At 63.7% G+C, this 20,017-nt stretch carries 19 protein-coding genes and 1 pseudogene; 5 read left to right on the top strand and 15 right to left on the bottom strand.

Features of this window, described 5'->3' with window-relative positions; translation table 11 throughout:
* Positions 1-34: 34 nt before the first annotated feature.
* Positions 35-190 (bottom strand): hypothetical protein, encoded by a 156-nt coding sequence (locus tag ACLFLU_RS10625; RefSeq protein ID WP_426412137.1) that lies wholly within the window; start codon positions 188-190, stop codon positions 35-37.
* 607 nt (positions 191-797) lie between these two features.
* Between ACLFLU_RS10625 and ACLFLU_RS10620 the strand changes: the two genes are divergently transcribed.
* Together ACLFLU_RS10620 and ACLFLU_RS10615 are read left to right on the top strand one after the other, a co-directional pair.
* Positions 798-971, top strand: a complete 174-nt coding sequence (locus tag ACLFLU_RS10620) for a hypothetical protein (protein ID WP_354034658.1) — start codon at positions 798-800, stop codon at positions 969-971.
* A gap of 554 nt (positions 972-1,525) precedes the next feature.
* Positions 1,526-1,891: a VanZ family protein gene (locus tag ACLFLU_RS10615; protein WP_426412136.1), complete on the top strand. Its 366-nt coding sequence runs from the start codon at positions 1,526-1,528 to the stop codon at positions 1,889-1,891.
* A 54-nt stretch (positions 1,892-1,945) separates the two neighbouring features.
* On the opposite strand, the pseudogene ACLFLU_RS10610 reads toward ACLFLU_RS10615, so the two are convergent.
* The 13 genes and pseudogenes from ACLFLU_RS10610 to ACLFLU_RS10550 all read right to left on the bottom strand — a co-directional run.
* A pseudogene (locus ACLFLU_RS10610) lies at positions 1,946-2,054 on the bottom strand (CHRD domain-containing protein); the annotation flags it as partial.
* A gap of 134 nt (positions 2,055-2,188) precedes the next feature.
* Positions 2,189-2,473: a hypothetical protein gene (locus ACLFLU_RS10605; RefSeq protein ID WP_426412135.1), complete on the bottom strand. Its 285-nt coding sequence runs from the start codon at positions 2,471-2,473 to the stop codon at positions 2,189-2,191.
* Positions 2,474-2,601: 128 nt separating this feature from the next.
* Positions 2,602-3,048, bottom strand: coding sequence for a hypothetical protein (locus tag ACLFLU_RS10600; protein WP_426412134.1), 447 nt, complete (start codon positions 3,046-3,048; stop codon positions 2,602-2,604).
* Between the two features lie 148 nt (positions 3,049-3,196).
* The gene (locus ACLFLU_RS10595; protein ID WP_426412133.1) at positions 3,197-4,918 is read right to left on the bottom strand and encodes a chemotaxis protein; all 1,722 of its coding nucleotides are present in this window, start codon (positions 4,916-4,918) and stop codon (positions 3,197-3,199) included.
* Between the two features lie 5 nt (positions 4,919-4,923).
* Positions 4,924-6,015 (bottom strand): protein-glutamate methylesterase/protein-glutamine glutaminase, encoded by a 1,092-nt coding sequence (locus ACLFLU_RS10590; RefSeq protein ID WP_426412132.1) that lies wholly within the window; start codon positions 6,013-6,015, stop codon positions 4,924-4,926.
* A 17-nt stretch (positions 6,016-6,032) separates the two neighbouring features.
* Positions 6,033-6,887 carry a CheR family methyltransferase gene (locus ACLFLU_RS10585; protein ID WP_426412131.1) on the bottom strand — a complete coding sequence of 285 codons (855 nt, stop codon included), beginning with the start codon at positions 6,885-6,887 and terminating at the stop codon, positions 6,033-6,035.
* A 136-nt stretch (positions 6,888-7,023) separates the two neighbouring features.
* Positions 7,024-8,829, bottom strand: coding sequence for a methyl-accepting chemotaxis protein (locus tag ACLFLU_RS10580; protein ID WP_426412130.1), 1,806 nt, complete (start codon positions 8,827-8,829; stop codon positions 7,024-7,026).
* Positions 8,830-8,888: 59 nt separating this feature from the next.
* A complete protein-coding gene (locus ACLFLU_RS10575) occupies positions 8,889-9,359 on the bottom strand; it encodes a chemotaxis protein CheW (protein ID WP_426412129.1) in 471 nt (156 codons plus the stop codon).
* Between the two features lie 31 nt (positions 9,360-9,390).
* Complete coding sequence (locus ACLFLU_RS10570) at positions 9,391-11,088, bottom strand: methyl-accepting chemotaxis protein (RefSeq protein ID WP_426412128.1); 1,698 nt, start codon at positions 11,086-11,088, stop codon at positions 9,391-9,393.
* Positions 11,089-11,126: 38 nt separating this feature from the next.
* Positions 11,127-11,588: a chemotaxis protein CheW gene (locus ACLFLU_RS10565; RefSeq protein ID WP_426412127.1), complete on the bottom strand. Its 462-nt coding sequence runs from the start codon at positions 11,586-11,588 to the stop codon at positions 11,127-11,129.
* Complete coding sequence (locus tag ACLFLU_RS10560; protein WP_426412126.1) at positions 11,588-13,654, bottom strand: chemotaxis protein CheA; 2,067 nt, start codon at positions 13,652-13,654, stop codon at positions 11,588-11,590. Before ACLFLU_RS10560 ends, ACLFLU_RS10565 begins: the two co-directional genes overlap by 1 nt.
* A complete protein-coding gene (locus ACLFLU_RS10555; protein ID WP_194477495.1) occupies positions 13,651-14,016 on the bottom strand; it encodes a response regulator in 366 nt (121 codons plus the stop codon). Before ACLFLU_RS10555 ends, ACLFLU_RS10560 begins: the two co-directional genes overlap by 4 nt.
* Positions 14,016-14,339: an STAS domain-containing protein gene (locus tag ACLFLU_RS10550; protein WP_426412125.1), complete on the bottom strand. Its 324-nt coding sequence runs from the start codon at positions 14,337-14,339 to the stop codon at positions 14,016-14,018. The genes ACLFLU_RS10555 and ACLFLU_RS10550 overlap by 1 nt, the downstream gene beginning before the upstream one ends.
* Positions 14,340-14,625: 286 nt before the next feature.
* On the opposite strand from ACLFLU_RS10550, the gene ACLFLU_RS10545 reads away from it, so the two are divergent.
* The 3 genes from ACLFLU_RS10545 (at position 14,626) to ACLFLU_RS10535 (ending at position 18,787) form a co-directional block, all read left to right on the top strand.
* Positions 14,626-15,765, top strand: coding sequence for an HD domain-containing phosphohydrolase (locus ACLFLU_RS10545; protein ID WP_426412124.1), 1,140 nt, complete (start codon positions 14,626-14,628; stop codon positions 15,763-15,765).
* Positions 15,766-15,948: 183 nt separating this feature from the next.
* Positions 15,949-16,617 carry a hypothetical protein gene (locus tag ACLFLU_RS10540; protein ID WP_426412123.1) on the top strand — a complete coding sequence of 223 codons (669 nt, stop codon included), beginning with the start codon at positions 15,949-15,951 and terminating at the stop codon, positions 16,615-16,617.
* A gap of 19 nt (positions 16,618-16,636) precedes the next feature.
* Positions 16,637-18,787 carry a CHASE2 domain-containing protein gene (locus ACLFLU_RS10535; protein WP_426412122.1) on the top strand — a complete coding sequence of 717 codons (2,151 nt, stop codon included), beginning with the start codon at positions 16,637-16,639 and terminating at the stop codon, positions 18,785-18,787.
* A gap of 7 nt (positions 18,788-18,794) precedes the next feature.
* Here ACLFLU_RS10535 and pobA read toward each other — a convergent pair whose 3' ends face one another.
* Complete coding sequence (gene pobA, locus ACLFLU_RS10530; protein WP_426412121.1) at positions 18,795-19,967, bottom strand: 4-hydroxybenzoate 3-monooxygenase; 1,173 nt, start codon at positions 19,965-19,967, stop codon at positions 18,795-18,797.
* Between the last annotated feature and the right edge of the window lie 50 nt (positions 19,968-20,017).

The raw sequence follows: 20,017 nt of genomic DNA, 5'->3' as shown, positions 1-20,017 counted from the left end.
GGGCAGCAGCGTGCTTGCTTCCTCGCCGTTCGCATCAACCAACCAGCCAGAAGAAGAATTTCACCGAGAGCAGGACGATGAAATAGGTCCACCCCGCCATTGCGATCAGCGCAATGCCGAGAAAGGCACCTTCGAATGCTCGCTCTCTCATCTTCGCTAGAGGCTTCGCGGATAGCGTTTTTTGAATCATCTCGATCTTCTTTTTATTTGTATCGCTCGCACGATCATAGCCGAACGAATTCGACGATCTCGTGACGGATGCGGACAGAAGCAGTTGATGCGCGCGTGGACTCCTGCACGACATCGATCTTCAACGAATTTTGAATCGATACGGCGCGCAGCATCGAGCGACGGAACAATTTTTCGATGGCTCGTCTGGGTAGAATTTGAGCGAATCAAGGATTTGCAACTTTCACGCGAGATCGTCCGGCTGCATGTGAAAACTTCGCAGGCGACCTTGTGGGCAGAGCGCGGCCTTGTGGGCAGAGCAGAGACCGGTCCGGCGGCAACCGGACGTGGTCGCGGGACGTCAGGCCGGATGGGTGCGACCGTCGCTGATCGGCGCCAGACGAGGAAAACCCCGGAGTTGTACGGAGCGCCAGGCGCCGATTTTCGCGCGGTAAGGTTGAGGGGTTAGCTTAATCCCCGTTGTTTGTTGCGAAGTCTCACCGATCGCATATCCATTTTCGCACCGGGCTTCCCCCAAGAGCCCGGCCCCACCCAAGCAAAGCCGTCGAGCGTCATGGGTCCGCTTGGCGGCTTTGTCGTTCTGTCGATGCAAGAGGATGATTTCGGTTATGGCGCGGAAGCCCTGGTCGTTCAAGGAAGACCGCCGGCTCATGGAGCTGGCCAAATCTTCGACGTCGTTGGAGGAGGCAGCGAGGCAGCTCGGGCGATCGCCCGACGCGATCAAGCGCATGGCCTTGCGTCTCGGCCTGGCACTCAAGTCAAAGGCCGCCAAGAAGAGCTAGCGGGCGTATGCCGCGCGAGCGACAATTCGTGGATGCGGGCCATTGCCGTCGGCTCCGGCGGAGTGCAACTCGCAAAACGACGCATTCCAGACGCCGCGGCGCTCTCGATCTCTCTGCGCGCGGATGTTAGACTCCCCAACCAAGCGTCGGCTTTTTGTCGCCGAGGCATTTGCTCGACGGCCTCGGCATCCGATCGATCATCTGTTGGAGGATTGCACCATGTTGTCCCGCGCACTCGCCATCGCTTTGCTCCTGGCTCTGCCTTCCGTGGTGTCGGCGCAAGTTCCCGTGGGGTTCGGATTCCCGAAGGGGGCCCCCTGGTGTGCGTTTGGCTTCGATTGCCGATTTCTGAATTTCCACGAATGTGCGGATCGGATCTATGATCCCGCGCGTAACTGCCTCAAGAATCCTTACTTCGCGGCCCGCTACCCGACCGATGTCGACAAGGGCTGGTCCTACAATCGGCGTTGAATGCCGCGCCGACGACTTACGCCCCTTAACGATATTTTCCGCTTTCGAGAGCGGCACGCCGGTCAACCGGCTATGATGCTTCAATGCGCCGAAATCATCTCATCGCAGCCGCGGCCATCTGCCTTGCGCTGATCGTCTATGCCACGCTGGCTACGCTTGCGGGCAGGCCGGTGCTGATCGGCCATGCCGAGGCCTATTGGGTCGTCGTCATCGAGCGCTTCAGCGCCTATTGCCTGCTGGGCTTCCTGCTGTCCTTCCTGCTGCCGGGACGCTTCAGGCTGGCTTGCGCATTCGTGATCGCCGTCGCCGCCGGGCTCGAGATTTTGCAGGCAATGGTGCCGGACCGCGATCCGCGGTTCATCGACGTGCTGCAAAAGGCGGCCGGCGGCATTCTCGGCGTCAGTCTCGCCCAGACCATTCTGGCTTTCCTGCCCAGACCGCCGTCCTGACGCGAGCCGCGCCAGTTCGCATCCCGAGCGCGATGTGCAGCTTGCTCCGATAGATTATTTTGCCATCTGGCCGCGCAGCTCACCGCCTGGATTGGCCGCGGGTATGGATGTTCGCATGCCATTTGCCGGCCAAGAGATCGGCAGCCTGTGTCTCGGTGAGGGTGAAGAGGCGGGAGCGCAAAAACCAGCGCACCCGCCATGTTGGCTTCGACCTGTTCCGGTGTCAAACACCAGAGGTCGCGCCAAATTCCGGCTGGCCTGATTCGAACAGAGCCGACTGCTGCCGGAGCGGCGGACTTACGCCACGCCGTGCCTGAAGCTGTCTTGATCGGAGTCGAAGCCACCGGACATCTGCCGGTGGGTCTCCCGCAGCGCCGTGATCGCGTCATCGAGCCCGAATTCGCCCTCGCGAATGGTCTCGAAGAACCGAGTCATCAACGCGAAGTCCAGCTTGACGCGGGTGTTTCCGTCGCGGCTCTTGCGGCGATCGAGCGACAGATGCAGCGCCAGCACCCTGGCTTCAGTGGCACTGCAGCCGCTGAGCGTCGCGAGTTCGTCATAAGTCATCCAGATCTGAGGCATATCCCTGTCCGCCTTTTGTTATGGGCCTCAACCTAGATTTCACATCTAAAAGCACTCTTGCCGAGGTGCGGTCATCAGGCGCTTTCGCGCGAACAGCGTCAACGCAAAGCTAAGGCGCAAGGCACACATCAGGATGCGGGGGGCCTGGAGGGCGTAAGCGGCGGCTGCGGCCGCGACCGGTTGTCGAGCCCCTTGGGCAATTTGTCGGGATTGAGCTTAAGGACAGCGCATTTGGCGTCGGCTGGCAGCGCTTCTTCCTGGCTGTAGATCAGCGTGCACTCGAACCTGACCTCGGGCGCCTCTCGCGCTGTGCCCGAGCACGTCGCCATTGCGCCGCTGCAGAGGCCGGTCAGATTGACCTCGACCTCATCAGGACCAAACACGCTCGGACTGCCCTCGGCATGGCGCTTCACGGTCAGGACAGCCGTGAAACGCTGCTGATCGACCTGATAGGAGCCGCCATAGGTGAAAAAGCTGTCGCGGCCCGAGATCCGCCCTTCGATCAATTCAACAAGGCCTGTGCCCTGGCCGCGCGGGGTTCTGAACCAGGCTGCGTATTTGCCGTCTCTCAGCATGAAAAACATCCGTCGTAGTATCAAATGTATTTGCGACTAACTCTGGGGCGCGACAATGACCGATACGGCGCGTATTCCGCCACGGTTAACGCCCTGCAAAACCAATCCGTCAAATTGCCGGTGCCGCATGCGCGACGCCGGCCGCAACTCAAAACAGTTCGATGCCGTCATCCGCAGGCTCGACCGCCTCGCCCCGGCGGGCGGCGGCGCTCGACGACAGCCCGAGGGCTTGCAAAAATTCCCGGTGGACGTCGCGCTCGCGCTCCATCGTGTAGCGCGCGAAGAGATCGTCGAGCAGCGCCTCGTCCTTCGGCGACGGCCGGTGCGCGCCCGCGCTTGCCGTCTCCAGGCGCGCAGCGACAGTGGGCAGCCTCGCAGAGCTCTCGCCGAGCGAGCTCATCAGGTGCTGCGCGGAATTCATCAGGCCTTCGAACTCGGCCCCTTCGTCGACGAGCCGGCTCATCAGCTTGCCGAGCCGTTCGTTGCCGACTTCGACCTCGCGCAGCGCCTGGAGAATCTGCGGCTCCAGATTGGCGAGCTGCGTCGGATCGCCCTGAACGCGGAGCTCCTTCAATTCGTTGGCGGAACGCTCGATGCCGTCGAGCACGGGCCGCAAGCGCCCTGCGCCGGCCGAGACCTGGTCGGCTGTCGCCTTGAGCTCGTTGGCGATGACGACGAAGGCGCTGCCGCGGCTGCCGAGATGGCTCGCTTTGAGACCCGCGTTCATGCCGATCAGCGTGATGTCGATCGTGGCTTCCGCCAGCCCTGCAATGGCCTGGCGGAATTTCGCCAGGGTATCCTCGACGACCGCGAGCGCCTCGTCGACCGAGCGTCCGGCGTTCTCGCAAGTGCCGATCAGGGTCGAGGCCTGTGCCAGCGTCTGCTTGATGCGGGTCAGGAACGAGGCGGAAGAACCGTTCTCGCCACCGAACAGCGAGCGGCCGTGACCGACGATGCCACTTGCATCGTTCAGGATCGCCGACAGCGCGCGGATGATCTGGCCGATATCGCCGCCGAACTCGCGCTGCGCGTCCCTGAGCTGGGCCGCCTGCAGCCGGCGGATCGCATGCGCGCCGTCATCGCTTGCGACCGGTTCCGGAACGAGGCTCGGCGCGATGCCGGACGAGAGGCGTAAGCCTTGGCAAACATGTTCGAGGCGCTGCCGCGTGCTGTCGCCAGCCTGCAAGGAAATGATCGCGCCACCGACCGCCTCGGCGATCTTCCGCGTGCTGCCGCTGGCGAGATCGGCGAGATCGCTGCTCTTGCTACGTTGATCGCGCAGGCCGGAATAGGCAGCACCGAGTTCGGCGCTCTCCGTGACCAGCTGATCGCCGTAGCTTCTCTCGAACTCCTTCTGCCGGCCTGATGCGGTCGCGACCGCTTCCGACAGACGCTGCTGGTCTCGCGCGCATCCCTCGATCGAACCCTGCACCGCCTTGCCGAGATCGTAGGCCTCCTGCGTGAAGGCGAGAAAGCCCTCGCGATCGCCATCGAGCGACGCCGCCTCGATCCTCGCGCTGCGCGCGATGATGGTGATCATCTGGATGTGCTTGAACAGCGGCTTCAACAGCGCAGACGCCTCGGTCGTGCTCTCACCGATCGTCGCGAGCAGCGCGCTCTCGGCCGGGAGCGCTCGCGCGAGCTCGCTCAGCCGCGCCGCGATCTCCTGCAACGCGGTCGCGGCGCCCTCGATTTCGGCACCGGAGAGCTCTTCGGAAAGAGACGCGAGCCCCTGATTCAGTTCCTTGAAGATGATGTGGCCACGACCTAGCTCGTTGCCGACCCGGGCAAACACGTCTTCGATGCGCGACGAGACGTCCTCGACCGCAGCGATCTCATCAGTCAGCGAGTTGGCCGGAAGCACGGACATCGCGATCAACCCGCCGCCGCCGCGTGCCCGGCCTGGTACCAGTGCATGATCTCGCGCGGGATGTGATTCAGCGAAACCACCTTCTCGACCCCGCCATGGGCGATCGCTTCCTTGGGCATGCCGAACACCACACAGCTCTCTTCATCCTGCGCGCGGGTCGAGGCGCCGAGCTTGCGCATTTCCAGCATGCCGCGTGCGCCGTCATCACCCATGCCGGTCATGATGACACCGAGCGCGTTGGCGCCGGCATGCTGGGCCGCGGAGCGAAACAGCACGTCGACCGAGGGACGATGCCGCGATACCGGCGGCCCATCCTTGATCGCGACCTGGTAGCGCAGGCCGATGCGCTGGAGCAGCATGTGGCGGGCGCCCGGCGCGATATAGGCCCAGCCCGGCAGCACCGGCTCGCCGTCCTCCGCCTCCTTGACGCGGATCTGGCAGACGCCGTCGAGGCGCCTGGCGAAGGCCGCGGTGAAGCCCGCCGGCATGTGCTGGACGATCAGGATGGGAGGACAGTTCGCCGGCAGCATCTCCAGCACGTCGTTGAGCGCTTCCGTCCCGCCCGTCGAGGCACCGATGCACACGATACGCTCGGTCGTCGGCCGGACTTTGCCCTGCACCGGCGGCGGGATGATGGCGTCGGCCGTCAGCTTCCTCTCGATCACACGCCGCTCCGTGCGCGGCCGCACGCGCGCACGCGCCGCCGACTTCACGGATTCACGCAGCCGCGTGGAGCACTCCAGCAATGCCTGCCGCGTGTCGATCTTCGGCTTGGGTACGATATCGACAGCGCCGGCCTCGAACGCCTCGAACATCACGTTCGAGCCTTCCTCGGTGAGCGAGGAACAGATGATCACCGGGATCGGGCGTTGCGCCATGATCTTGCGCAGGAACGTCATGCCGTCCATGCGCGGCATCTCGAGGTCGAGGATCATGACGTCGGGGAGCTCGTCCTGGAGACGCCGGGCCGCCACGAACGGATCGGACGCCGTTGCCATCACCTCGATGTCGGGATCATCGTTGAGAATCGTCTGAAGGATTTGGCGCACCGACGCCGAATCGTCCACGATCAGTACGCGAACTTTCTCCTTCGGCATATTCGGCAGCGCTCCAATCAGACCTGAAAAATCGTGGGCTGAACCTGCTTCAAACCCGGAACGGAACTGTGAATCATCGATTCCGAATGGCCAACCAGCAAATATCCCCCAGGCCGCAAATGGCTGCAGAGCTGTTGAACGACTTTGCGCTGGGTCGGCTTGTCGAAATAGATCAACACATTGCGACAAAAGATGATGTCGACGTCGCGATCCACGGGGTAGGAGGCGTCCATGAGATTCATCCGCATGAAATGCGTCATGCGCCGAAGCTCCGGCACCACGCGAACCTCGCCACGGGAGCGATCCCGCGACGACAGGAAATATCGCTTCAAAAAGGGCTCCGGCACCGGCGCCAGCACGTCGCGGGTGTAGATCGCGGTCTTGGCGAGGCGCAACACTGCGGTCGAGATGTCGGTTCCGAGGATGCGGTACTGAAACCGCGATCCGTTCCGCGTCATGTCGTCCAGCACCATCGCGGTGGTGTAGGCTTCCATGCCGGTTGAGCTCGCCGAGCTCCAGAATTTCAGGTTTGCGTTCTTGCGGCCGTGCGACTTGAGCAGCGCCGGGATGGCAATGTCCCGCATGAAGGTGAAATGCTGCGGCTCACGGAAGAAGTCGGTCTTGTTGGTCGTCACCACATCGATCAGATGGGTGAGCTCGGTGTCGAAATGCTCGGCCTCGAACAGGTTGTCGACATATTCGTTCAGGTCGGAGAAATTCAGCGCGCGCACGCGCTTGTGCAGGCGCCCCTCCAGCATTAGCCGCTTGCCCTGCGGCAGTTTGATGCCGACTTGGCCTTCGATCAGTTCGGCAATGGTCCGGAAATGACGGTCCGACAGATGCACGGCCGTGTCCTGCAAAGCGGGCATCATGGCCGCCAGCCTTGGCCCTGAAGGCCCGCATGCAATGATTGTCGGGCCAACCGGGCCATTTTGATTCCTACGCAGTCAGGCACAACAGAAGAGGATAGGTCCGCCCAATGGGCGGGCGGACCTATCCCCGGAAATCTCAGCGCTGAAAATCGGCGTCCCGATCATCCTCACCATCGTTCATGTCGAAAGCAAAACCGCCGCTGCCCGCGACCTTCATGGCGCGCGCCGGCCTGGCCTGCGGCTTCTTGGCGGGACGCTCGGCCGTCGCCATGGTCGCGGCCTTGGCGCGGAGCTGACTGACCGCCCGGTCGATCGGCGCCGGTGCCGGGCTCTTGCCGCCATGCTCGATGCGAAAATAGGCGATCGTCGACTGGAGCTGCTCGGCCTGCGAGGCGAGCTCTTCCGAGGTCGAGGACACCTGCTCGGAAGCGCTGGCGTTCTGCTGGCCGACCTTGTCGAGCTGCTGGATCGCCTGGTTGATCTGGGCCGAGCCGACGTCCTGCTCGCGGCAGGCCGCGGTGATCTCCTCGACGAGCTCTGCGGTCTTCTTGATGTCAGGAACGAGCTTGGACAGCATGGCGCCCGCTTCCTGCGCGACCTTGACGGTGTCGGCCGACAGCGTGCCGATCTCGGCGGCAGCCGCCTGGCTGCGCTCGGCGAGCTTGCGCACTTCGGAGGCGACTACCGCAAAGCCCTTGCCATGCTCGCCCGCGCGCGCCGCCTCGACCGCCGCATTGAGCGCGAGCAGGTCGGTCTGACGCGCGATCTCCTGCACGATGGTGATCTTCTCGGCGATGGTCTGCATCGCGTTGACGGCGCGGCCCACCGCAGCACCGCTGGCTTCGGCGTCCTTGGCCGACTGCGCGGCGATCTTCTCGGTCTGGTTGGCGTTGTCGGCATTCTGCTTCACGTTCGAAGCCATCTCTTCCATCGAGGAGGAGGCTTCCTCGGCGGACGAGGCCTGTTCGGTCGCGCCCTGCGAAAGCTGCTCGGCGCTGGCCGAAAGTTCCTGGCTGCCGGCGGAGACGTTCTGCGCCGCGGTCAGGGCTTCCGAGACGATCTGACGGAGCTTTTCCACCATGCGCTCGAGCGCGAGGCCGAGCGTATCCTTGTCCGACAGCGCCTTGGCTTCGACGGTGAGGTCGCCCTGCGCGATCTGGTTGGCAAGGGCCGCGGTGGCGTTCAGGTTCACCGTCATCGCGTTCAGCGACTTCATGAGGTCACCGATCTCATCGTTGCTCGAGGACTCGATCTTCTGGCTGAGATCGCCGATCGCGACCGCATCGGCAAGGCCGACAGCCTGCGCCAGTGCGCGGCTGATATTGAGCGCGATCCAGGTGGCCGCAACAACGGCGATCAGGAGCGAAGCAATCACCAAGCTCATCAGCAGCATCTCGGCGCGGGCACCGTCCTGCTTGGACTGCTCGGCCTGCTCTGCCATGTTGTTCTTGACGTTCTTGATGTAGCCGTCGGCGGCCTCCAGCGCGTCCGCGACGACTTTGCGGCCGTCATGCATGGAGCGGTCCAGCGCCTTCGGCTTGTCGGTCTTTGCAAGCCGGACCGTCTCGTCCTGATAGGCGTTCAGCTTGGCGAACGCGACGGCGAAATTCTCCATCAGCTTCTTGCCGCTTTCGCTGGCCGCGGCAGTGATCTCGTCCTTGGATTTAGCGAGCGCTTCGCGGTTCTTGGCGAGGTCGGCGACGAACTGATCGTATTCGGCATCGCTCGCCGCGAGGATCGCGTTTTTCTCGGCGCGCACCAGGAACAGCACGCCTTCCTTGAGCTCCGCGGCCTTTTCCATCCGGCCCGCGCGGCCGACCAGCTGCTCGGTGGTGCCGACCATATCCGACAGCTTCAAATACCCGACCGCACCGGCGATCATGGACAGCAGGATGACGACGCCGAAGGCGCTGGCAAGCTTGGCTTTGACGGTAAATCGCATGATGTAATCTCGTCGTTCCGGATTGATGTTGATTACGCTTGCTGCACAAAAATCTAGGATCAGGCGGCGCGAGGCGCCTCGCCCGGTAGCTCATCATTCGCCATCAGCTTGGCGAGATCGAAGATGACGACGAATTTCTCGCCCTTGCGGCCGATGCCGGCGGCATAGTCGGACTGCCATTTGCCGCCCACCTCGGGGATCGGCTCGATCGCATGCTCGTCGATGTCGGTGACCTCGAACACGCAGTCGGCGACGAAGCCGACGCCGACGAGGCGCTCCTTCATCGGCACGTCGAGGATGATGATGCGGGTCGCTTCAGTGGCCACCACGGCCGGCAGGCCGAGCTTGGTCCGGAGATCCACGATCGGGTAGCCGGCGCCGCGCACGTCGATCATGCCGAGCAGGAAATTCGGCGCATGCGGCAGACGCGAGATCGGCCGCATGTCGAGAATTTCCCGCACGTTGCGGATCGAGATGCCGAACGTCTCGCCGGCGAGCCCGAGCGTCAGATATTGCGAGGTTGCGGCCATTTCTCAGTCCAGGGTCAGATGATTCTTGTTGTCAGCGCTGAAACTCGGCGTCGCGATCGTCTCCGCCGTCATGCATGTCGAAGGCGAAACCTCCGCTATTGGCGACCTTCACCGCGCGCGCCGGTTTGCGAGCGGGCACGGGCTTCTTCGCGCCGCGATCCGCCGCCTGCATCTGCCCCGCCTTGCTGCGGAGCTGGGTGACCGCGCGGTCGATCGGCGCGGGCGCGGCGCTTTCGCCGCGTCCGGCATGCTCGATGCGGAAGAAGGAGATGGTCGACTGCAGCTGCTCGGCCTGGGAGGCCAGCTCTTCCGAGGTCGATGACACCTGTTCGGAGGCGCTCGCGTTCTGCTGGCCGACCTTGTCGAGCTGCTGGATCGCCTGGTTGATCTGCGAGGAGCCGACGTCCTGCTCGCGGCAAGCGGCTGTGATTTCCTGCACCAGCTCGGCGGTCTTCTTGATGTCGGGCACGAGCTTCGACAGCATGTCGCCGGCTTCCTGCGCAACCTTCACGGTCTCGCTCGAGAGCGTGCCGATGTCGGCCGCGGCAGCCTGGCTGCGCTCCGCAAGCTTGCGCACCTCGGAGGCAACCACCGCAAAGCCCTTGCCGTGCTCGCCGGCGCGGGCAGCTTCGACCGCGGCGTTCAGGGCAAGCAGGTCGGTCTGACGCGCGATCTCCTGCACGATCGTGATCTTCTCAGCGATGGTCTGCATCGCCTGGACGGCGCGACCGACGGCGACGCCGCTGGCCTCGGCATCCTTGGCCGACTGCGCCGCGATCTTCTCGGTCTGGTTGGCGTTGTCGGCGTTCTGCTTCACGTTCGAGGCCATCTCTTCCATCGACGAGGAAGCCTCTTCGGCGGACGAGGCCTGCTCGGTCGCACCCTGCGAGAGCTGCTCGGCGCTGGCCGAGAGCTCCTGGCTGCCGGCGGAGACGTTCTGGGCGGCGGTGAGCGCCTCGGCGACGATCTGCCGGAGCTTCTCGACCATGATGTTCAGTGACTTCGTGAGATCGCCGATCTCGTCATTGCTGGAAGAGGGGATCGTCTGGTTGAGATCGCCGTCGGCGACCGCACCGGCAAGGTTGACGGCACGACCCAACGAACGGCTGATCGAGATCGAAATCCACAAGGCCGCCGCGATCGCAACCATCAGCGAGATTCCCAGGAGCGTCATCAGCAGGAACTGGGCCTGGTGCCCCTCTTCCTTGGACTGGACCGCCTGGTCGGCCATCTGCTTCTTGGTGTTCTCGACATAAGAGCTCATGGACTCGAGCGCTTCATTGACGATCTTGCGACCCTCGTTCATCGAGCGCTCGGTCGCTTTCACCTTGTCGGTCTTCGCAAGCCGGATCGTCTCTTCCTGGTAAGCGTTCATCTTGGCATAGGCCACAGTAAAGCCGTCGAGCAGCTTCTTGCCGGCTTCGCTCGCCAACGCGTAGACCTCGTCCTTGGTCTTGAGGGCGGATTCGCGTCGCTTGGCGGCATCGGCTGCGGCCTGCTCGACCTCGTTCTCGTTGCCTATGATGGCATTCTTTTCCGATCGAAGCTGGACGAGAAGGTCTTTCTCGATCTCCATCGCCTTTTCCATGCGCTTGGAACGCAGGACCATGCTGTCTGCGGTCGTCATCATGTCGCCGAGTTTCGTGTAAGCGACGCCGCCGGCGACCATCGACAGGACGATGACCAGGCCGAACGCGCTGGCAAGCTTTGCCTTGACCGTAAATCTCATATCCAGCCCCTAACCCAGTCTCGCCCCGAGACTTCGTTTCAATTCAGAATGCGTTCCATGTTCGGAACGATGACGAACTCTTCACGCCATTTCGCAATGAAGCGAATGTACTCCGGCTTCCAATGCATGCCGACGCGCGGCGTCTGCTGCACGTCGGTCTGCGAGATTTCGGTCACCTCGTAGACCTTGTCGGCGGTGACGCCGACCAGGACCGGCTCGTTGTCGAGCTCGATCTCGATGACGACGATGCGCGTATCCGCGGAGTCTTCCGGCTGCGGCATGCCGAAGCGGATGCGCAAATCCGCGAGCGGAATGACATTGCCGCGCACGTTGATCACGCTGGGAACGAAAGCTCGTGCGCCGGCCACCCTGGTCACGGGCACGGGATCGATGATCTCGCGCACGAGGCCGGCGTCGAGCGCGAATTTCTCCTCGCCGAGGCCGATCATCACGACCTGCATCGCGTCGGCCTGGTGTTCTCCTGCCAAACCACCGGTCATCACGCCGCCTCGCTGATATGCTGTTTCTCGACCTTCGACTGCGCCAGCGCGACGAGCTGGGCGACGTCGAGGATCAGCGCCGCGGTTCCGTCACCCAGGATGGTCGCGCCGGAGAAGATCGTGACGTCCGAATGGAGCTTGGAGAGCGACTTGATCACGGTCTGGTGGTTTCCGATGATCTGGTCGGCGACGAGGCCGACGTGGGTCTCGCCGGTCGAGATGATGATCGTCTTCTGGTGCCGATCGGGCGCACCCGACGACGACATGATCTCGCGCAGGCGCAGGAACGGTACGAGGTTGCCGCGCACGTTGAGGAAGTTGCGCCCGCGGGAGCGTTCGTTCTCGGCGGTCAGCTCGATGCATTCCTCCACCGCCGACAGCGGAATGATGTAGCGGCCCTCGCCGACGCGGATCAAAAGGCCTTCGATGATCGCGAGCGTCAACGGTAGACGCAGCGTCACCGTGGTGCCCTGGCCCGGCCGGGTCGACAGGTCGATCGAGCCGCGCATGTTCTCGATGGTGCGCTTGACCACGTCCATGCCGACGCCGCGACCGGACAGCGCAGAAATGGTCTGCGCAGTCGAGAAGCCCGGATGGAACAGGAATTGATGGATCTCGTGATCGGAGAGCACGGCACCGGCGGCGATCAGGCCCTGCTCTTCGGCCTTGGCGCGGATACGGGCAGTGTTGAGGCCGCCGCCATTGTCCCTCACGGTGACGAGCACCTGCGCACCCGAATGCACGGCTGCGAGCTCGATCCTGCCCTGCTCGGTCTTGCCATTGGCGGTGCGGGTCGCGGTGTCCTCGATGCCGTGGTCGATGGCGTTGCGGATCAGATGCACCAGCGGATCGGCCAGGCACTCGATCATGGTCTTGTCGAGCTCGGTATCCTCGCCCGTGGTGACGAACTCGACCGGCTTCGACAGGTCGCGCGACAGGTCATGGATCAGGCGGCGGAAGCGGCCGAACAGCGAGCCGATCGGCACCATGCGCGCGCCCATCGTGGTGTCGCGAAGTGAGGAAGCGAGGCGCTCGATCTCCTCGGCGATCATCTTGATCGAGAGATCGGAGCCGGAGGCAGCGAGCTGGCTCAGCCGCGCCTGGGCGATGACGAGCTCACCGACGCGGTCCATCAGCTCGTCGAGGCGTTCGGCCTGGACGCGGACGGTGGCGATGCCGCGATCGTCGCGCTTGGCTTCGGCCTTCAGTTCGCTCTTCGGCTCGGGCTTGGCTTCGGATTTGGGCTCCGCCTTTGCGGCAGGCGACGCGGCGGCCTCAACCAGCGGCGCGGGCATCTCGGCGACCGGCTCCTCGTCGAGAAGCTGGAACAGCGGCATCGGCGCGGGCGCTTCGACATGCTCCAGCGGTGAGAGGGTCAGCTTCATCTCGTCCGAGACAAACATGAAGACGTCGTCGATCGCGTCCTTGTCGCAGGCCGCGTGCAGCTTGACGTCCCACTTCAGATAGCAGTCTTCCGGCTCCATCTCGTCAAGGAACGGGATGCCGTCGGTGACAGGTACGACGAAGCAGGGACCGAGCTTGCAGAGATCTTCCAGCAGGTCGAGCGGGTTCGAGCCGTTGCGCAGGATATGGGATTCGAATTCCAGGTAGAGGTGCCAACCGGCCTGCTTGCTCTCGACGGGCGCGAGCGGCGGTGCTTCGGCAATCTCGGCGACCGGAGCCGCAGGCTGATCCGACGACACGAAGCGCTTGAGGTCGTCGAGGATGGCTTCGCCGATGATATCGTCGGTCGACTGCGGATCCTCGATCAACGTGCGGATATAGTCCTTGGCGGCCAGCGCGACCGAGATCAGCTCCTGGGTCGGCTTGATCTCGCCCTTACGGACGCGATCGAACGCGGTCTCGAATTCGTGGGTGAAGGAGGCGACCTTGTCGAAGCCGAACATCGCACCCGAGCCCTTGATCGTGTGCAGGGCGCGGAAAGCGGAATCGACCAGCTCGCGGTCGTCGGGACGCTGGCCGAGATCGAGCAGGGCCCCTTCCAGGACCTCGAACAGCTCGCTGGCTTCCTGGCGAAAGACCTCGGTCGGGTCCATCGCACTCATGCGCGCACCAGTTTTGCGACCACGGCGAGCAGCTGCTCGGGCTTGAAAGGCTTCGTGATCCAGCCGGTGGCGCCGGCGCTCTTGGCTTCCTGCTTCACCGCGTCGTTGGATTCGGTGGTCAGGAACACGATGGGCATGCCGACCGCGCTCGGCAGCTTGCGCAGCGCCTTGATCAGCTCCAGCCCGTTCATGACAGGCATATTAAGGTCGGTGATGACGAGATCGAGCTTGCCGGCCTGCGCCTTGGCGAGGCCTTGCGCGCCGTCACCGGCCTCGATCACGCTATGACCGGCCGGCTCGAGCACGACCTTGATCATCTGCCGGATGCTGGGCGAATCGTCGACGGTCAGGATCGTGGCCATTAGACGCCATCTTTCTTTTGCGGGAAGTGCTGATCGATCATCGCCTCGTTGGCGAAACCAGCGCGGCGAAGGGTGCTCCGCAGAGATTGGGAGAAGGAGGTCAGGACCACTGGGCGGCCTTGGGCATCGCCGGTCTTGGCAGCCGACAGCAGAAGCTGGATCGAGGTCACGTCGGCCTTGTCGACGCTGGAGCAGTCGATCTCGAGCCGATCCTGCCGGCCAAACGCTTCGCGGATCAGGTCGTAGACACTGCGGATCGCAGCGATGCTGCAATCTGCAGGCAGCCGTAGGGACCACTTCGGCTCAGTGACATCAGACGACATTCGTCCCCCAAATTTCCTGGGATTCACTGCACGCATGGCGCGAATCCCGCGCGACAGATATTCGCGGAGGAGAGTGTGCAAACCCCTAATGGTCCTCCCCGTACAACTACGGGTCACATTCCCCAGAACTTCGCGCATGCATGCAAACGTGCATGGCCCGCTCAAATCTCATGCGTTGCGCGCAACGTTGAGGCAGTGTGACGCGGCATGGATGTTTGCTCCGCGTTAAATCGCACGGGCTATTCGTAGAGGTCATGCCTCGCCATCCGAACGAGTCCGGCCGCCGATGCTGACCCAAGCGCTTCTGGTTGATGACAGCCGCTCTGTCCTCAATTTCCTGAAACGTCATATCGAAGCGGAAGGCCTCGTCGAGGCCACCACCTTCCTCGACCCCGTCGAGGCGCTGGCATGCGCGCGCGAGCGCGTCTTCGATCTCGTGCTGGTCGACTACGAAATGCCGCACATGGACGGCATCAGCTTCATCCGCACGCTTCGTACGCTGCCGGGATGTGCCGATATTCCGATCGCGATGATCACGTCGCGGCAGACCGACGACCTCAAGATGGAAGCGCTGCAGGCAGGTGCAACCGATTTCCTGCCCAAGGCACCGCAGAGCGTCGAGATGACGGTGCGGCTGCGGAATCTAATTCAGCTTGGTGCAGCCGTACGCAAGCTCAACGATCGCGCTGCGCATCTGGCCAGCGAGGTCGCTGCCGCAACGCGCAAGCTCGGCGAACGCGAGGAGGAGATCATCCTGCGGCTCGCGCTCGCGGTCGAATACCGCGACAACGATACCGGCGAGCACACGCTGCGGGTCGCCCGCTACAGCCGGATCATCGCCGAGCAGCTCGGCCTCCCGGCCCGGCTCTGCCGCGACATCTATCTCGCCGCCCCGCTGCACGACGTCGGCAAGGTCGCCATTCCCGACAACATCCTGCTCAAGCCCGGCCGGCTGACCGACGACGAAATGGCGGTGATCCGCACCCATGCCACGATCGGCGAGAAGATTCTGGCTGATTCCAGCTGCGAGCTGATCCAGCTCGGTGCGCAAATTGCCGCAGGCCATCATGAGCGATGGGACGGCGCCGGCTATCCGAACGGCCTTCGGGCGGACGAGATCCCGGTCGCGGCACGCGTGGTGGCGGTCGCCGACGTCTTCGACGCCCTGACGACGCGGCGGCCATATAAAGAGCCGATGCCGCTGGACGTGGCGCGCAACTACCTGATCGAGAACCAGGGGCGGCAATTCGACCCGGCCTGCGTCGAGGCCTTTCTGTCGCGCTGGGATGAGGTGGTGGGGATCGCCGCCGGGCAGGCTGCGACGCCCTTGCCGAAATCCGAGGCCACCCTCGCACCCTTTATATTGGGAGCGACCGGGAGCCGTCCGGACCAGGATCGCGCGGGCGAGGCCACCGCGGCCGTCTGACATTACGTCGACAGTAACGGTTTGCCGCGGCGCCGTTTTCTGCCATCACCGGTTTGAACCTGTTCCTGCCAGGGTGCACCAATACGAAGAGTGATTCTGATCACACTGGCCGGGGCGATCCCCTGCTAGGCTCGGCAGGGACCTGGATCAGTCGAGTATATCGTTCGAACTGGATGAAAAGTCATGAGAAGCCTGATCGGCGCCATCGCCGGCGTGTTTTGCCTCGCGGCTCCCGCCATTGCTGAGACGCCTGCCGCCATCGTCGAGGACGTGCAGGGCAAGGTCGACGGCATCGAATTCATGGACTACGTGGCGCCCGGCAAGATCATCAAGCTCGGCCCCAAAGCCGGCATCACGCTCAGCTACCTCAAATCCTGCCTGCGCGAGACCATCACCGAGGGTGTCGTTCTGGTCGGCGCGGAGCAAAGCACCGTGCAGCTCGGCAACGTCCAGCGCGTCAAGGTGCCCTGCGACGCCAACGCCGCGCAGCTCTCCGAGCGCGAGGCAAGCCAGAGCGCGGCGACTACGTTCCGCAGCATGCGAGCCGACGCTGGCAGCGCACCGGCCAAGCTGCCGACGATCTACGGTACCGCGCCACTGATTCAAGCCAAGAGCGGCAACACGCTGGTGATCGAGCGCACCGACGGCAAGGAGCCCACGATCAGCCTCCCGCTCAGGAGCGACATCATGGTCGCCGGAAAATTCTATGACCTCTCGAAAGCCGGGAAGTCGCTGACGCCGGGCGGCAGCTATCTCGCAAAGCTCGGCACCAAGCGCTACACCTTCCAGGTCGACGCCAGCGCGACCTCGTCGCCGACGCCGATCGTCGGCCGTCTGCTGCGACTCGAATAGACGACCCGCGACAGCAACGATGCGGCGGATCGGCAGACGGGACATCGTTGCGGCGGTCCTGATTGCGCTCGTTACGGGCGCAGCTTTCACGTCTCGGCCGTTGCAGACCCTGCAAGGTCTCTCGCTCGACATCCTCACGGCCTTGCGCTGGAAGCTGATCGGCGACCGCCGCGATCCCGCGACATCGCCGGTCGTCGTCGTGGCGATTGACGGCGAGACCTACGAAACCCCGCCCTTCAAGGGATCGCCGACCCAGACGTGGACGCGCGAGATCGGCCGGGTGCTCGGCAGCATCACCGAGGGCGGCGCCAAGGTCATCGGATTTGACGTCATCTTTCCGAGCTCGATCGAGCAATCGGAAATTCCGTTTGGCGACACGTCGTTCGGCAACCGTGTGAGGGGATTTGACCGGGACTATCTGATCCCGCTCAGGCGACTCTCCGACAGCGGCAAGCTCGTGCTCGGCGAAATTCTCAGCAACGACCATCCGGACAGGCCTGATCGCGCGCAGCAACTGGCGGTGAAAAACAACATCCGCGCGCTCAACGTCAATACTGACCCCGACGACGTGATCCGGCGGATGCCGCTGAGCTTTTCCATCGCAGGCCAGCCGGTGCCTGCGATGGCCGTCGAACTCGCCGCGCGTGCGCTCGGTGTCAAGCCCGAGACCGGACCGACCGGCGTGACGAACTTGTCCGGCTACGCGATCCCAAGCGCGGTCCCCAACACGCTCACGCTCAACTTCCGCGGCATGGGCCGCGACATCCCCGCCTATTCCTTCGCCGATTTGCGCGCCTGCGTCGAAAAGGGAGATACCGATTTCTTCCGTCGCGCCTTCGACGGCAAGATCGTGCTGCTCGGCAGCATCCTAAATTTCGAAGACCGCAAGCTCACCTCGATGCGGGTATCCGGCGGATATGACGGGGCACCGGGGTCGCGATGCGCCCTGCCCGCGCCTGCGAGCACCGCGCAACAGGCCCGCAACGCGGTCGCCGGCGTCTTCGTCCACGCCACGGTCGTGCGAAATCTGCTCGAGCATGATGCCATCATTGAGCTCGGCTTCCCGCTGCGGACGATCCTGACAATTGTGTTCGCGGCGATCATCGCCGCTGCCGCCTGCCTGCTCGCTCCAACCGGTGCGGCGATCACCTGGCTTGGGCTCACCGTCGCCTATGCTGCTGTCGCCGTCGGTACGTTCGCGCATGCCATCGCGCTGCCCCTGACCGAGCCTGTGCTCGCGGGTCTCTCGGCGCTCGCGCTGATGATCGGCTACCGCTTCGTGGTCGCCGATCGTGAGGAGCGCTTCCTGCGCAAGAGCTTTGCGTTCTACCTCGCGCCCGAGGTGATCGACGGCATGGTCGCCTCCGGCAAGATGCCGGCGCTCGGCGGCGAGATGCGCAACATCACCATGTTCTTTTCGGATCTGGCCGGCTTTTCCTCCATCGCCGAGAAGATGACGCCAAGCGAGCTGGTCGCGTTGATGAACGACTATCTCTCCGCCATGACCGACATCATTGAAAGCCATGGCGGCTATGTCGACAAATATATCGGCGATTCCGTCGTCGCGATGTTCGGCGCGCCGGCCGACGATCCCGATCATGCACGCAACGCGGTTGCGGCCGCGTTGCAATGCCGCGACCGACTGAAGGAGCTCAACGAAAACCATCCCGCATTCCGCGGCCGCGGCCTCGCCCACCGCATCGGACTGAACAGCGGCGACGCCGTGGTCGGCAATATCGGCTCGCACCGGCGTTTCAACTACACCGTCATGAGCGACACCGTGAACCTCGCTTCGCGACTGGAAGGCGCCAATAAGTATTTTGGCACGACGATCATGGCCTCGGAAATGACCGTGAGCCAAAGCCGCGGCGCCTACACCTGGCGTGAGCTGGACACGGTCAGGGTGCAGGGACGTGACGAGCCGATCAGGGTGTACGAGCCACTGGCCGACATGAACCGGGAGACGCAGGAGCAGGGCATCCGCGCGGCAACCTACGCCAAGGGACTTGCATGCTGGCGGGCGCGCGACTTCGCCAAAGCGGCCGAGCTGTTCGAAAGCGCCTCGGGCGACGATCCGCCGAGCCGATATTTTGCCAGCCGTGCCCGGACATTGGCGGCCAATCCGCCGCCGGCGAACTGGACGCCGGTGAATACGCTGGAAGGAAAGTAGCGGCGTCCTAAAACGGCAGCCCCACGTAATTCTCCGCGAGCAACCGCTGCGCCGTCTCGGACGACAACAGATACTCGAGCTCGGTCTGCTGGAGCCGGTCTTCATACTCGGACCGATCGGGGAAACGGTGCAGCATCATCGTCATCCACCACGAAAAGCGTTGCGCCTTCCAGATCCGCGCCAATGCCTTGGCGGAATAGCCTTTCAGCCCGGAATCGTCGCCGTCCCGATAGTGCGCGAGCATGGCGTGGTAGAGATAATAGATGTCGGAGCCGGCACTGTTCAGGCCGCGCGCGCCGGTCGGCGGGACGATGTGGGCGGCATCGCCGGCGAGAAACAGGCGGCCATAGCTCATCGGCTCGGCGACAAAGCTGCGCAAGGGCGCGATGCTCTTCTCGATCGAGGGGCCGGTGATCAGGCGGTCTGCGACCTCCTCGGGCAGGCGACGCTTCAGCTCCGCCCAGAACGCATCGTCCGACCAGTCCTCGACCTTGTCGGTCAGCGGTACCTGGACGTAATAACGGCTCAGCACCCGTGAGCGCAGCGAGCAGAGCGCGAAGCCGTGCGCGTGCTTCACGTAAATGAGCTCGCGCGACACCGGCCTGGTGCGCGACAGCACGCCGAGCCAGCCGAACGGATAGACCTTTTCGTACTCGCGCAGCACGTCTTTCGGGATCGACTTGCGGCTGACGCCGTGAAATCCGTCGGCGCCGACGATATAGTCGCAGTCGACGCGGACCGCCTCGCCGTTCGATCGATACGTCACGTAGGGCCGGTCGGAGGTCAGATCATGCGGCGTCACTTCCTCGGCATTGTGCACGACCTTGCCGCCAACACGGTCGCGCGCCTCATAGAGGTCGCGCGTCAGCTCGGTCTGGCCGTAGACCAGCACCGAATTGCCGCCGGAATGCTTGTGCAGATCGATATGGGAGAGCACGCCATCATGGGCGATCTCGAAGCCGTTGTGGATCTCGCCCTCGCGGTCCATCCGCTCGCCGCATTGCGCCTCGCGCATCAGTCGGGCAAAGCCGTGCTCGAGCACGCCGGCGCGGATGCGGGCCAGCACGTGATCGCGGCTGTATTTCTCCAGCACGATGGTGTCGATGCCCTTCAGGTGCAGGAGCTGGGACAGCAGCAGCCCGGACGGCCCGCCGCCGATGATGCAGACTTGAACTTTCATTTTTCCGTCCTCCCGTCGGCACTTTTTTGCAGATTTCGCAGCCCGGACCG

Origin of the sequence: Bradyrhizobium ganzhouense (genome assembly GCF_049949285.1) — a bacterium.
Classification (GTDB): Bacteria; Pseudomonadota; Alphaproteobacteria; order Rhizobiales; family Xanthobacteraceae; genus Bradyrhizobium; species Bradyrhizobium ganzhouense.
Note: the sequence above shows the minus strand (reverse complement) of the source record. Positions and strands in the feature narration are given on the sequence as shown.